This window comes from Citrobacter sp. Cu096 (genome assembly GCF_030332285.1).
Classification (GTDB): Bacteria; Pseudomonadota; Gammaproteobacteria; order Enterobacterales; family Enterobacteriaceae; genus Citrobacter; species Citrobacter meridianamericanus.
Genome location: NZ_JAOWID010000018.1, coordinates 421,648 through 435,546, shown reverse-complemented (window position 1 = coordinate 435,546; position 13,899 = coordinate 421,648). Strand labels below are relative to the sequence as shown.

The 13,899-nt window shown below is 55.4% G+C and carries 11 protein-coding genes; all 11 read right to left on the bottom strand.

The genetic code is table 11. The features are described 5' to 3' along the window. Window positions 1-56: 56 nt before the first annotated feature. From ftsA to ftsI, 11 genes are read right to left on the bottom strand one after another with little or no spacing between them, the layout of a single operon-like run. Window positions 57-1,319, bottom strand: a complete 1,263-nt coding sequence (gene ftsA, locus OGX99_RS03495; RefSeq protein WP_003018755.1) for a cell division protein FtsA — start codon at window positions 1,317-1,319, stop codon at window positions 57-59. Beyond that, a complete protein-coding gene (ftsQ, locus tag OGX99_RS03490) occupies window positions 1,316-2,149 on the bottom strand; it encodes a cell division protein FtsQ (RefSeq protein WP_003018758.1) in 834 nt (277 codons plus the stop codon). The genes ftsA and ftsQ overlap by 4 nt, the downstream gene beginning before the upstream one ends. A gap of 1 nt (window position 2,150) precedes the next feature. Continuing rightward, window positions 2,151-3,071 carry a D-alanine--D-alanine ligase gene (locus OGX99_RS03485; protein ID WP_286542692.1) on the bottom strand — a complete coding sequence of 307 codons (921 nt, stop codon included), beginning with the start codon at window positions 3,069-3,071 and terminating at the stop codon, window positions 2,151-2,153. After that, on the bottom strand, window positions 3,064-4,539 hold the full coding sequence (murC, locus tag OGX99_RS03480; protein WP_151216741.1) for a UDP-N-acetylmuramate--L-alanine ligase: 1,476 nt from the start codon (window positions 4,537-4,539) through the stop codon (window positions 3,064-3,066). Before murC ends, OGX99_RS03485 begins: the two co-directional genes overlap by 8 nt. Window positions 4,540-4,590: 51 nt before the next feature. Further along, a complete protein-coding gene (gene murG / locus OGX99_RS03475; RefSeq protein WP_151216740.1) occupies window positions 4,591-5,658 on the bottom strand; it encodes an undecaprenyldiphospho-muramoylpentapeptide beta-N-acetylglucosaminyltransferase in 1,068 nt (355 codons plus the stop codon). After that, window positions 5,655-6,899, bottom strand: coding sequence for a cell division protein FtsW (gene ftsW / locus OGX99_RS03470; RefSeq protein WP_149691212.1), 1,245 nt, complete (start codon window positions 6,897-6,899; stop codon window positions 5,655-5,657). Before ftsW ends, murG begins: the two co-directional genes overlap by 4 nt. Then, the gene (gene murD / locus OGX99_RS03465) at window positions 6,899-8,215 is read right to left on the bottom strand and encodes a UDP-N-acetylmuramoyl-L-alanine--D-glutamate ligase (protein ID WP_286542689.1); all 1,317 of its coding nucleotides are present in this window, start codon (window positions 8,213-8,215) and stop codon (window positions 6,899-6,901) included. The genes ftsW and murD overlap by 1 nt, the downstream gene beginning before the upstream one ends. A 2-nt stretch (window positions 8,216-8,217) precedes the next feature. Then, window positions 8,218-9,300 (bottom strand): phospho-N-acetylmuramoyl-pentapeptide-transferase, encoded by a 1,083-nt coding sequence (mraY, locus tag OGX99_RS03460; protein ID WP_045439803.1) that lies wholly within the window; start codon window positions 9,298-9,300, stop codon window positions 8,218-8,220. Next, window positions 9,294-10,652, bottom strand: a complete 1,359-nt coding sequence (murF, locus tag OGX99_RS03455) for a UDP-N-acetylmuramoyl-tripeptide--D-alanyl-D-alanine ligase (protein WP_286542687.1) — start codon at window positions 10,650-10,652, stop codon at window positions 9,294-9,296. The genes mraY and murF overlap by 7 nt, the downstream gene beginning before the upstream one ends. After that, entirely contained in the window at window positions 10,649-12,136 is a 1,488-nt protein-coding gene (gene murE / locus OGX99_RS03450; protein ID WP_151216737.1) for a UDP-N-acetylmuramoyl-L-alanyl-D-glutamate--2,6-diaminopimelate ligase, read from the bottom strand. Before murE ends, murF begins: the two co-directional genes overlap by 4 nt. Beyond that, entirely contained in the window at window positions 12,123-13,889 is a 1,767-nt protein-coding gene (gene ftsI, locus OGX99_RS03445; RefSeq protein ID WP_151224550.1) for a peptidoglycan glycosyltransferase FtsI, read from the bottom strand. The genes murE and ftsI overlap by 14 nt, the downstream gene beginning before the upstream one ends. Between the last annotated feature and the right edge of the window lie 10 nt (window positions 13,890-13,899).

Genomic DNA, 13,899 nt, shown 5'->3' with positions numbered 1-13,899 from the left:
TCTCTCCGTTGTGCCTGTCGCCTGAGACCGTTAATGTGCGTCGGTCTCTTTAAAAATTAAAACTCTTTTCTCAGCCAGCTATTGAGTCGTTTGATCCACGAGCCAACTGATGCCGTTACGCGTTTTTCTACTTCAGCCTCACCACTCAAATGGGATTCTTTCCCGTAGTGAAGCAGCCCCACCGCCGTTGAATAATACGGCTCCTGAGCATAATCCGTCAGACCAGTAATATTCAGCGGTGCGCCAATACGCACTTGCGTATGGAACACACGCTGTGCGCAGGCCGCAAGGCCTTCAATTTGCGCAGCACCGCCGGTTAACACAATCCCCGCCGCCAGATGATGTTTCACACCCTGCTGACGAAGCTGTTCTTGTAATTGCAAAATTTCTTCGTTGACCAGGTTGAGCAGCTCGGTATAACGCGGCTCAATGACCTCTGCCAGAGTCTGACGTTGCAGGCTACGCGGTGGACGCCCCCCCACGCTTGGCACTTCAACGCTCTCGTCTTTACCCACGATGGAACCCAGTGCGCAACCATGACGCACTTTGATGGCTTCGGCATCGCTTGGCGGCGTACCAAAGGCATACGCGATATCGCTGGTCACGACATTCCCTGCATAAGGGATAACTTTAGTGTGGCGCAACGCCCCGCCAGTATAAACGGCGATGTCCATTGTACCACCACCAATATCGACCACGCAGACACCCAGCTCACGTTCATCTTCCGTCAGGACGGAATAACTGGCTGCCAACCCGGCAAAAATCAGTTGGTCAACTTTCAGACCACAACGTTCAACAGCTTTGACGATGTTCTTCGCCATGTCGTTGTGGCAGGTTATAAGGTGGACTTTTGCCTGCATACGCACGCCGGAAAGACCGACCGGATTTTTGATACCTTCCTGGTAGTCAATGGCGTATTCCTGCGGAATAACGTGCAGAACGCGATGTTCATCGCGAACACGTACGGACTTTGCCGTATGAACCACGTTTTCCACATCTTCCTGCGTCACTTCCTCTTCGGAAATGGGCACCATACCAATTTCATTCTGACAGCTAATGTGTTTACCGGAAAGCGCCAGATACACAGAGGAGATCTGGCAATCTGCCATCAGCTCAGCCTGGTCAATGGCGCGCTGTACGCACTTCACCACAGACTCAAGGTCGTTCACCCCGCCTTTATCCATACCTCGCGATGGGCAACTGCCCACGCCAATGATATTGACCATACCGTCGGGCAGAACTTCCCCTACTAAAGCGGCTACCTTCGCGGTGCCAATCTCCAGTCCAACTACCAGTTTTCTGTCCGTCGCCTTGATCATTGTTGTTCTGCCTGTGCCTGATTCTGTTGCTGATTAGATTCCTCAGGAGGCAAGGGAACCCAGCCTACTGCCGCTCCTGAGTCATAACGCAAATCAACGTAGCTAATCCGTTTGCCATCGGTTTGCGCCTGCTGCTGTAAAACCGGGTAGAGTTCCACAAAGCGAGCCAAACGTTTTATCGTATCGCCCCTGCCCAGATTCAGCTTAATATCGTTATTCAGCGTCAACTGCCAGGAACGACGAGCGGTCATTGCCGCTTCCTTCAGGGTGAATCTATCCTTAGCCAGCACCTGCCCCATGTCACGGAACCCTTGCAACACTTCACTCGCGCTGCCTTCCGGCCCGTACAACATGGGTAATACCTGCTTATTGGCCCGACCGGTTGGGACGCTGAACGTATTTCCTTCGGCATCCACCATATGTTGGTCATTCCAACGCGCTATTGGCACATATTCAACCAGATGAATCTTCAATTCATCAGGCCATTGCTTTCTGACGCTCGCCTGTTTGATCCAGGGGAGACGTTCAATCTGGCTCTGGATGATGTTCACATCCTGAGTCATAAAGGTTCCCGGAGCGCCCAGCGCCAGGATGGACTGACGGATATCGTCATTGCGCGTGTAATGCCGTTCACCGGTTAACACCAGTTTTGACAATGGCAAACGCTGCGCATCTTCCATCCATCCCAATACTACCCAGCCGCTGACAAACACGGTGCACAGCACTGTCAACAGAAACAGTATTCCTGCAAGACGCGTTCCATTATTGCGGCGTGAGGAGTTTACTTCTTCTTCATCACCGTTTCGTGTGTTCAGCGCAGCCTGCGACATATCAGTCCGCCAACTCCAGAATTCGTACCACCAACTGCGAGAAGCTCAAACCCGCCTGACGCGCCGCCATCGGCACCAGGCTGTGGCTGGTCATACCCGGAGAGGTATTGGCTTCCAGCAGATAAAACTGGTCATCGCTGTCCAGCATGACGTCAATACGGCCCCAACCTTTACAGCCCAATGCGGTCCATGCTTTCAGGACTAATTCCTGCAAACGGGCCTCTTGTTCAACTTCCAGACCTGCTGGGCAGAAATATTGTGTCTCATCAGAGAGATACTTCGCCTCATAATCATAGAAGGTTCCCGCGGGTTGGATACGTATTGACGGTAAAATTTCTTCGCCGAGCATCGCAACTGTAAATTCCGGGCCACTGAGCCATTTTTCAATCAGTACTTCTTCATCATGCTGAAAAGCCAATGCTAATGCACCATGCAAAGCATTTTCTTCTTCAACTTTTGACATCCCTACGCTAGAGCCTTCACGGATTGGCTTCACAATTAGCGGCAGGCCTAACGCAGAAATTTTTGTAACCACTTCATCGCTAAGACCTTTTTCGAACTCAGCGCGGGTCAGCGCAACCCAAGGTGCGACGGGTAAACCTGCGCCCTGCCACAGCAACTTGCTGCGCAGTTTGTCCATCGAAATCGCGGAAGCCATGACGCCGCTGCCGGTATACGGCAGGCCAATCAGCTCCAGCATGCCCTGCAACGTGCCATCTTCACCACCACGACCATGCAGCGCAATAAACGCCTTCTGAAAACCCATTGATTTCAGAAGAGTGACATCAACCTCTTTTGGGTCAATCGGATGGGCATCCACACCCCCCTCACGTAACCCAGCCAGCACGGCCGCGCCGGAATTCAGCGATACTTCACGCTCTGCGGAGGTTCCCCCTAACAGGACCGCGATTTTATCAGCCATGTTGTCCTTCCTCCGGGTTTTGCGGCTTCAGTTTGATTTCAGCTAAGGAACGCGCGATTTTGCCGATATTTCCAGCGCCTTGCACCAAAATCAGATCGTTGCCGGTTAATACGGGGGCCAACATTTCAGCCGCCAGGGCCGGATCGGAGACCAGAATCGGATCGATCTTACCGCGACTGCGAATCGTACGGCACAGCGAGCGGCTGTCAGCACCCGGAATCGCGGCTTCGCCTGCGGCATACACATCCAGCATCAGCAGCGCATCGACCTGGGTCAGCACGTTGGCAAAGTCGTCGTATAAATCGCGCGTACGTGTGAACCGGTGCGGCTGGAACAGCATCACCAAATTTTTGTCCGGCCAGCCCGCGCGCGCAGCTTTGATCGTGGCGTCAACTTCCGTTGGGTGATGACCATAATCATCAACCAGCATCGCAGTCCCGGTTTTACCGTTCACCGGCTCAAGCGGGAATTCACCGAGGAAGTCAAAACGACGCCCGGTCCCCTGGAAACTTTCCAGCGCACGTAAAATAGCCTCGTCTTCAATACCTTCTTCTGTCGCGACCGCCACCGCCGCCGCCGCATTCAGGGCATTGTGGCGACCCGGCGCGTTTAACGTAACGCGTAAATCAGCCATCCCCTGGCGCAGCAGCGTAAAGTGCCCTTGTGGGCCGATCTGCTGGTAATCTTCAACGCGCACATCGGCATCGTCGCTAAAACCATAGGTTGTGGTTTGACGGCCGACTCGCGGTAACAGTTCGCGGATCACCGGATCGTCAACACACATCACCGCACGACCATAAAACGGCAAGTTGTGCAGGAAATTTATAAACGTCTGCTTTAAATTTTCGAAGTCGCCATGGTAGGTATCCATATGGTCAGCTTCGATATTGGTGACAATCGCCACCATCGGCTGCAAATGCAGGAACGACGCGTCGCTCTCATCCGCTTCGGCAATCAAATAACGGCTATGACCCAGACGCGCATGGACGCCTGCTGCTTTCACCAGACCACCGTTGACGAAAGTCGGATCCAGACCCGCTTCCGCATAGATGCTGGAGACCATCGCCGTGGTCGTGGTTTTACCGTGCGTCCCGGCAATGGCGATACCGTGACGAAAACGCATTAACTCCGCCAGCATTTCAGCACGACGGATCACCGGAATGCGCGCTTCATGCGCCGCAACAATTTCCGGGTTATCTGCAGAAATAGCGCTGGATACCACCACCACGCTCGCATCACGCACGTTTTCCGGGCGGTGATTAAAGAAAATCGTGGCGCCCAGATTCGTCAACTGCTGCGTCACCGGATTCGGCGCTAAGTCAGAACCGCTGATCTGATAACCTTCATTGGCCAAAACTTCGGCAATACCGCCCATACCAGCACCACCGATGCCGACAAAGTGAATGTGCCGAACGCGACGCATTTCGGGCACGATGGAACGCAGTTTTGCCAGTTGTTGTGTATTCATTCTTTAGCCATTAACTTCTTAGTTCATGCGATGCAAAAGGCATCACCACAATTACGCCCGGGCAGCCCGGCTCACTTCGTTTGCAACACGCTCTGTGGCATCCGGTATGGATGCGGCGCGCGCACGTTCTGCCATGGTTAATAAGGTTTCTCGCGACCACCCGGCAAGGGTGCTGGCGACGGCATCCACAGTAAACTGCGGCTGCTCAAGAATTTTGGCCGCGCCCGCTTTCTCCAGCGGCAGCGCATTCCAGTATTGCTGTCTGTCTTTGTGCTGGAACGGTACAAACAGCGCAGGCAAACCTGCGGCGGCAATTTCGCTCACCGTCAGCGCACCTGAGCGACAGACCACGACATCCGCCCACGCGTAAGCTGCCGCCATATCATCAATAAACTCAGTGACCTTGTGTTGCGGTTGTCCCGCGTCGACATAAGCCTGCTCAACGGTTTGCTGCGCACCTTTACCGCTCTGATGCCAGATAGTCACCGCATCACCAAGCCTGGCGGCAACCTGCGGCATCGTCTGGTTAAGCACGCGTGCGCCCTGAGAACCACCGACGACCAGCACGCGAACCGGACCTTCACGTCCAGCCAGACGCGCTTCAGGTAATGGCAGCGCCAGCACGTCAGTACGTACCGGGTTGCCCACCACATCCGCATTTGGGAATGCGCCAGGAAAGGCTTGCATCACCTTCGTTGCAATCTTCGCCAGCCATTTGTTGGTTAATCCAGCAATGCCGTTCTGCTCATGCAGAACCACCGGAATGCCTAATGACCAGGCCGCCAGACCGCCAGGGCCAGACACGTAGCCGCCCATACCCAGCACCACATCAGGCTTAAACTGCTTCATGATGGCGCGCGCCTGACGCCAGGCATTAAAAATACGCACGGGCGCGGCAAGCAGTGCGTTAACGCCTTTGCCACGCAAACCGGAGATGCGAATAAAGTCAATTTCAATGCCATGTTTCGGCACTAAGTCCGCTTCCATACGATCGGCGGTGCCCAGCCAACGAACCTGCCAGCCCTGCGCCATTAAATGGTGCGCGACCGCCAGCCCCGGGAACACATGCCCGCCGGTACCGCCCGCCATCACCATTAACCGCTTCGGTTGACCACTCATCGTGCACCTCGTGTAAACGCCTGGGCTTTTTCCAGACGCGTTTCATAATCAATACGTAACAAAAACATGATGGCCGTCGACATAATCAACAAACTGGAACCACCATAACTGATCAGCGGCAACGTCAGACCTTTGGTTGGCAGCATACCTGCCGCCGCACCGACATTTACCAGCGCCTGGAAGCTAAACCAGATCCCGATGGAGCAGGCTAAAAAGCCTGAAAAACGGTGATCAATTTCCAGCGCTTTACGACCAATCGACATCGCGCGAAAAGCGACGAAGAATACCATTAAAAGTGCCAATACCACACCGATATAACCCAGCTCCTCCCCAATGATGGCGAAGATGAAGTCGGTGTGCGCTTCCGGTAAATACTCCAGTTTTTGTACTGAATTACCTAAGCCTTGTCCCCAAACCTCACCGCGACCAAAAGCCATCAGAGATTGTGTCAGCTGGTAACCGCTGCCGAACGGATCTTCCCACGGGTTCCAGAAAGAAGTTACGCGGCGAATACGATACGGCTCGGCAAGGATCAGCAGTACGACCGCCGAAATCCCCATGCCGATGATGGCGATGAACTGCCACAGTTTCGCGCCGGCGAGAAACAGCATCGCCAAAGTAGTAACAAACAGCACCACCACCGTACCAAGGTCAGGCTGCGCCAGCAGTAAAATAGCCAGCACCAGGATCACGCCCATCGGTTTTAAGAAGCCGCGCAGGTTGTTACGCACCTCATCCACTTTACGCACCAGGTAATTGGCGAGATAACAGAACAGCGACAGCTTGGTAAATTCTGCTGGCTGAATACGCAGCGGACCCAACGCAATCCAGCGCGACGCCCCGTTAACGGAGCTACCCACCACCAGCACGATCAGCAGCATGATGATTGAGGCTATCAGCATCGTCGTACTGTACTTTTGCCAGAACTCCATCGGCAGACGCAGCGTCACCATCGCCAGACAAAACGCGAGGAAGATGTACAACGCGTCACGCTTAGCAAACAGGAAAGGATCACCCGCCAGGCGTTGCCCTACGGGCATCGATGCCGATGTCACCATCACGAAGCCGATCGCCGCCAAACCAAAGGTTAGCCACAGCAGCATGCGGTCATACATGATCAGGCTGTCGGCGTCTTTATCACGCGAAGCCATCACCCAGCCTTTAAGCGCCGCGAAGATCCACGCCAGGACACCCAGTCCTGGTAAGCGCGGCAGTCTCAGACGAGGGAGAGATAAGCGCATCAACCCAACTCCTTCGCCAGACGGGCAAAGACATCACCGCGTTGCTCAAAGTTCTTGAACTGATCGAGGCTGGCGCAGGCTGGCGACAGCAGCACCATATCGCCCGACTTCACGCGCGGCGCAAGCAGACGCATAGCCTGCTCCATAGTTTCAGTTTGTTCCGCAATCTCAGGTCGCAGAGCGGCGAGTTGCGCGCCATCGCGGCCAAAGCAGTACAGACGAATGTTATTGCCGGTCAGGTAACGCTGCAGCGGCATAAAGTCAGCGGATTTCCCGTCGCCGCCCAGCAGCAGGTGCAGCGTGCCGTCAACGTGCAGGCCATTCAGTGCGGCTTCAGTGCTGCCGACGTTGGTGGCTTTAGAATCGTTAATCCAGCGTACGCCGTTATGGTTCAGCACCAACTGAAAACGGTGCGCCAGACCGGTAAAGGTGGTCAGCGCTTTCAGACTCGACGCCCGTGGTAAACCTACGGCATCCGCCAGCGCCAGCGCAGCCAGGGCGTTGGTATAGTTATGCTGACCTGAAAGCGTCATCTCTTTCACGTTGAGGACTTTTTCCCCTTTCACCCGCAACCAGGTTTCGCCCTGCTGACGATTCAGGTGATAGTCCCCCATATTGACGCCAAAGCTCACGCAGCGCTCATCCGCCCCGCGAATCGGCATGGTCAGCGCATCATCGGCGTTGACCACACATACTTTCGCGTTCTCATAGACGCGCAGTTTGGCCGCACGGTACTGCTGCAGGCCAAACGGATACCTGTCCATATGATCTTCGGTGACGTTCAAAATGGTGGCCGCCACGGCCTGTAAACTGGAGGTTGTTTCCAGTTGGAAGCTCGACAGCTCGAGAACATACAGCTCGCGTTCGTCGTCCAGCAGCATCAGCGCAGGCAGGCCAATATTACCGCCAACCCCCACATTCACACCGGCAGCTTTCGCCATCTCGCCGACCAGCGTAGTGACGGTACTTTTCCCGTTGGACCCAGTGATCGCGACGATCGGCGCCTGAGCTTCGCGACAAAACAGCTCAATGTCGCCAACAATTTCAATCCCGGCATCAGCAGCAGCGCTCAACGAAGGGTGCGCCAGGGCAATACCAGGGCTGGCGACGATGAGATCGGCAGCCAGCAGCCAGTCATCATTCAGGCTACCAACATGACGCTCAACCGCTTCCGGTAATTTATCCAGACCAGGCGGCGTCGCACGGGTATCCATCACGCGCGGCGTCACGCCACGCGCCAGGAAGAAATCCACGCAGGACAGTCCGGTCAACCCCAGACCGATAATGACGACTTTTTTACCCTGGTAATCAGCCATGATTAACGTACCTTCAGCGTTGCCAGGCCAATCAGCACCAGCATCAGCGAAATAATCCAGAAGCGCACAATGACGCGCGGTTCCGGCCAGCCCTTCAGTTCATAGTGGTGGTGAATCGGCGCCATACGGAAGATGCGCTGTCCGCGCAGCTTAAATGAGCCAACCTGCAGAATGACCGACAGCGTTTCTACAACAAATACGCCGCCCATGATCACCAGCAGGAACTCCTGACGCAGCAGCACGGCAATAATGCCCAGCGCGCCGCCCAGCGCCAGCGATCCGACGTCGCCCATAAAGACCTGCGCCGGATAGGTGTTAAACCACAGGAAGCCCAGGCCCGCGCCGACAATCGCCGTACAGACGATCACCAGTTCACCCGCATGACGTAAATAGGGAATGTGCAGATAGCTGGCGAAGTTCATGTTACCGGTCGCCCACGCCACCAGCGCAAAGCCTGCTGCGACGAACACAGTCGGCATAATGGCAAGGCCATCCAGACCGTCGGTGAGATTGACCGCGTTGCCGGTCCCCACAATCACGAAGTACGCCAGCAGAACATAGAACAGACCCAGTTGCGGCATCACGTCTTTAAAGAACGGCACCACCAACTCGGTCGCCGGAGTATCTTTACCGGCCAGATACAGCGCAAAGGCCACGCCCAGCGCAATCACCGACATCCAGAAATATTTCCAGCGCGCAATCAGGCCTTTGGTGTCTTTGCGTACCACTTTGCGGTAGTCATCGACAAAACCGATAATGCCGTAACCGATCAGAACCACCAGCACGCACCAGACGTACGGGTTCGACGGGTATGCCCACAACAGAACAGAGATAACAATTGCGGTGAGGATCATAATCCCGCCCATGGTAGGCGTACCGCGTTTACTGAAGTGCGATTCCGGACCGTCGTTACGCACGACCTGTCCGAAGGACATTTTTTGCAAGCGGGCGATCATGCGCGGGCCCATCCACAAAGAGATGAACAGCGCGGTCAGCAGGCTGACGATGGCGCGAAACGTCAGATAGGAAAAGACGTTAAAGCCGGAATAATATTTGACCAAATGTTCGGCCAGCCAAACTAACATGTCCCATTCTCCTGTAATGCGCGTACTACCTCTTCCATGGCGGCACTACGTGAACCCTTCACTAAAATCGTCATGACCTGATGTTCTGCAATCAATGCTTTAAGATGCGCGGTCAGCGCGGTTTTATCCGCAAAATGCTCACCAACGCCGCTGGCATGGCTAATTGCCTGACTCAGTTTCCCTATACTCAGCACACGGTCGATACCCGCCGCCTTCGCAGCGATACCCACCTGCACGTGACATGCTTCGCTTTCCGCGCCAAGCTCTGCCATATCGCCAACCACCAGCACGCGATAGCCTGGCATTTCAGACAGCACCTGTACCGCTGCGGTCATGGATCCGACGTTAGCGTTATAGGAGTCGTCCAGCAGCAGTTGGTTTTCTGCCAGTTGAATCGGGAACAGACGCCCCGGTACCGCTTGCAAATCCTTCAGACCCGCTTTGATCGCGTCGTGTGTCGCGCCTACCGCCATAGCGAGCGCCGCCGCCGCCAGAGCGTTAGCAATGTTATGGCGACCCGGCAGCGGTAGCAGAACATCAATGCTTCCGGTTGGCGTTTGCAGCGTAAATTCCGTGCCGTGTGAGGTCACATGTACGTTGGCCGCCGAAAAGTCGCTGTTAGCCGCATTCGGCGAAAAACGCCAGACTTTGCGATTGCCGATAATGTTCTGCCAGTTCAGCCAGTCGTTGTTGTCGGCATTCATAATGGCGATACCGTTCGCTGACAGGCCGGTAAAAATCTCACCTTTTGCCTTCGCTACACCCGCCAGAGAACCGAAACCTTCCAGATGCGCGGCGGCAAGGTTGTTCACCAGCGCGGCTTCCGGGCGAGTCAGGCCAACGGTCCAGGCGATTTCACCCTGATGATTGGCGCCGAGCTCAATCACGGCATAGTCGTAATCGTTGTTTAAGCGCAGCAGCGTCATCGGAACGCCGATGTCGTTATTCAGGTTTCCCGCGGTATATAACGTGTTGCCACACTTACTCAAAATGGAGGCCGTCATCTCTTTGACTGACGTTTTACCAGAAGAGCCGGTCAACGCGACAACACGCGCCGGAACCTGGGCGCGTACCCACGCTGCCAGTTCACCAAACGCCAGACGCGTATCGTTAACAATCAACTGCGGCAGATCGGTGTCCAGAGGACGGCTGACCAACAGCGCGCCCGCCCCGCTCTCTTGTGCCTTGTCGGCAAAATCATGAGCGTCAAAACGTTCGCCTTTCAGTGCCACAAACAAGCAGCCTGGTGTCACTTTACGCGTATCGGTTGTCACCGCATCAAGGGTCAGATCGGCCCCTTTCAGTTCGCCGCGGAGGATCTCAGCCAGTTGGCTGAGCGTTACGCTAATCATGCGATTACCCCCAGCAGGCGCGCTGCCGTTACGCGGTCAGAATAGTCAAGGCGCTGTGCGCCGACGATCTGGTAGTCTTCGTGACCTTTCCCGGCCACCAGCACCACGTCGTTTTCTTTCGCCTGCATAATGGCGTTTGTCACCGCTTCTGCGCGACCTTCCATCACCTTCGCCTGCCCGGCATCCAGCATCCCCGCCAGAATATCGTTAATAATGGCGCGCGGCTCTTCGGTACGCGGGTTGTCATCGGTCACCACAACAACATCTGCAAACTGCTCGGCAATTGCGCCCATCAACGGACGTTTGCCTTTATCGCGATCCCCGCCGCAGCCAAAGACGCACCACAGTTTGCCAGTGCAGTGCAAACGCGCTGCCTGCAGCGCTTTTTCCAGCGCATCTGGCGTATGGGCGTAATCAACCACCACGGTGGTTTTACCCGGTGCGCTGAACACTTCCATACGCCCGCAAACCGGCTGTAATTGTGCCGCCGTTTTCAGTAAATCAGCTAACGGATACCCCAGCGCCAGCAGCGTTGCCAGCGCCAGCAGCAGATTGCTGACGTTAAACGCCCCCATCAGGCGGCTTTCAATTTCGCCGTCGCCCCATGAGGAGGAAAATCGAATCGTCGCGCCGCTGTCGTGATAATCCACGTCAATCGCTTTTAACCAACGACCGTGACAGTTCGGGTTGATATGGCCTTCCATCGACACAGCAACCGCATCCGGCAATTTTGCCAGCCAGCGACGACCGACTTCATCATCCGCATTGACAATAGCCTGACCGCAATGGTGCGTGGAATACAGCAGCCATTTCGCGGCTTCGTAGTGCTCCATATCGCCGTGGTAATCCAGATGATCGCGGCTCAGGTTGGTGAATACCGAGGCGGCAAACTTCAGCGCCGCCACACGATGTTGCACCAGACCGTGCGAGGAGACTTCCATCGCGCCCACCGTGGCACCCTGCGCAACCAGCCCTGCCAGCACATGCTGGACATCAACGGCTGAACCGGTGGTGTTTTCCGTTGGGATCACTTTACCCAACAGGCCATTGCCTACCGTGCCCATTACCGCGCTGGTTTCACCAAGCAGTTGGCTCCACTGTGCCAGCAATTGGGTGGTGGTGGTTTTACCGTTCGTCCCGGTCACGCCGACCAGACGCATTTTCTCAGAAGGCTCGTGGTAAAAACGGCCTGCCAGTGCAGATAAGCGTTCGTTAAGCTGGCTCAGATAGATAACCGGTACACCGTGCATTTCGCGGATTTCACCGTCAGCAGCTTCATCTTTTGCTTCTGCAATAATGGCAGCCACACCTTGCGCTATCGCCTGCGGGATATACCGACGCCCGTCCGCCTGATGACCCAATACTGCGACAAAGAGATCGCCTGATGCAGCCACACGGCTGTCGAGCGTCATCTCCCGCAGTGCTCGCTCCGGTGCACCCGGCACCCATGGAGCAAGAAGGTCGCGCAAATTACGATCTGCCACCTGTTGCCTCGCCTTGATTATTCACAAATTCATTTTTATCGCCCGTTGTCAGCGCATCCGGCTCGATGTTCATGGTGCGCAGAACGCCGCCCATGATGGCACCAAAGACCGGCGCGGAAACGGCGCCACCGTAGTATTTACCCGCCTGCGGATCGTTGATAACAACAACCAGCGCGAAGCGCGGCTGACTCGCAGGCGCAACGCCTGCGGTATAAGCAATGTATTTGTTGATGTAGCGGCCATCCGGCCCTACTTTTTTCGCCGTACCGGTTTTAATGGCGATACGATAGCCTTTAATCGCCGCCTTCACGCCGCCGCCACCGGGCAGCGCCACGCTTTCCATCATGTGCACCACGGTGCGTACGGTCGCTTCCGGGAAGATACGCTCGCCCGGAACGGGAGGATCAACTTTGGTAATCGACAGCGGGCGATAAACGCCATAGCTGCCGATCGTTGCGTAGACTCGCGCTAACTGTAACGGCGTTACCATCAGCCCGTAGCCGAAAGAGAAGGTGGCCCTCTCTATGTCAGACCACCGTTGTTTTTGAGGATATAAGCCACTGCGTTCTCCGACCAACCCCAAATTGGTCGCTTTTCCCAGCCCAAAACGTGAGTAAGTGTCTACTAACGCTGAGGACGGCATCGCTAACGCCAGCTTGGAAACACCGACGTTACTCGACTTCTGCAAAACCCCGGTGAGGGTCAATTCGCTATAACGCGCCACGTCTTTGATTTCGTGGCCATTAATTCGGTAAGGGATAGTGTTGAGCACGGTGTTTTCGCGTACAACGCCACGCTGCAGCGCCGTCATCACCACCATCGGCTTAACGGTAGAACCCGGTTCAAACACGTCGGTAATGGTACGGTTGCGCATAGCGTCTTTTGGCGTACCGGTGAGATTGTTTGGGTTGTAAGACGGGCTGTTCGCCATCGCCAGCACTTCACCAGTATTTACATCCACCAGCACCGCGCTGCCTGATTCCGCCTTGTTAAAGGCCACAGCGTTATTCAGTTCACGGTAGACCAGCGCCTGTAAACGCTCATCAATACTCAGCGCAAGGTTATGCGCCGCCTGGCTGTCGGTAGAGGAAATATCCTCAATAACGCGGCCATAACGGTCTTTACGTACAATACGCTCACCCGGTTGTCCGGTGAGCCATTTGTCGAAGCTTTTCTCAACGCCTTCAATCCCCTGACTGTCGACGTTAGTAAAACCGATGAGGTGAGCGGTCACTTCTCCGGAAGGATAGTAACGGCGGGACTCTTCACGCAGGTGAATCCCTGGCAGCTTGAGTTTTTTGATGTAGTCAGCCATGTCAGGGTTTACCTGACGTGCCAGATAGATAAAGCGTCCTTTCGGGTTGGCGTTAATGCGGGAAGCCAGTTGATCAAGCGGGATATTCAGGGCCGTCGACAGCGCTCGCCAGCGCTCGCCAACGCTCACGCCGCCTGCATCATGCACCTCTTTCGGATCGGCCCAAATCGCCTTCACCGGTACGCTCACCGCCAGCGGACGTCCTGAACGGTCGGTAATCATTCCGCGCGAGGTGGACACTTCCTGGACGCGCAGAGAGCGCATATCGCCCTGACGTACCAGCATGTCCGGCGCGATGATTTGCAGCCAGGCAACGCGCCCCAGCAGAAAACCCAGTGCCAGCAAAATACAGCCGCACAGTAACGCAAAACGCCAACTGATAAAGTTGGCTTGTTCTTCCTGGCGTTTTGGTTTGTGCGTTTTTGCCGCTGCTTTCATGCGTCGCGTT

Excerpts from the sequence above, each read along its gene's own strand:
- ftsW (WP_149691212.1), bottom strand. The coding sequence starts at position 6,899 with ATGCGCTTATCTCTCCCTCGTCTGAGACTGCCGCGCTTACCAGGACTG.
- ftsA (WP_003018755.1), bottom strand. The coding sequence starts at position 1,319 with ATGATCAAGGCGACGGACAGAAAACTGGTAGTTGGACTGGAGATTGGC.
- murG (WP_151216740.1), bottom strand. The coding sequence starts at position 5,658 with ATGAGTGGTCAACCGAAGCGGTTAATGGTGATGGCGGGCGGTACCGGC.
- murC (WP_151216741.1), bottom strand. The coding sequence starts at position 4,539 with ATGAATACACAACAACTGGCAAAACTGCGTTCCATCGTGCCCGAAATG.
- mraY (WP_045439803.1), bottom strand. The coding sequence starts at position 9,300 with ATGTTAGTTTGGCTGGCCGAACATTTGGTCAAATATTATTCCGGCTTT.
- OGX99_RS03485 (WP_286542692.1), bottom strand. The coding sequence starts at position 3,071 with ATGGCTGATAAAATCGCGGTCCTGTTAGGGGGAACCTCCGCAGAGCGT.
- ftsI (WP_151224550.1), bottom strand. The coding sequence starts at position 13,889 with ATGAAAGCAGCGGCAAAAACGCACAAACCAAAACGCCAGGAAGAACAA.
- ftsQ (WP_003018758.1), bottom strand. The coding sequence starts at position 2,149 with ATGTCGCAGGCTGCGCTGAACACACGAAACGGTGATGAAGAAGAAGTA.
- murD (WP_286542689.1), bottom strand. The coding sequence starts at position 8,215 with ATGGCTGATTACCAGGGTAAAAAAGTCGTCATTATCGGTCTGGGGTTG.
- murF (WP_286542687.1), bottom strand. The coding sequence starts at position 10,652 with ATGATTAGCGTAACGCTCAGCCAACTGGCTGAGATCCTCCGCGGCGAA.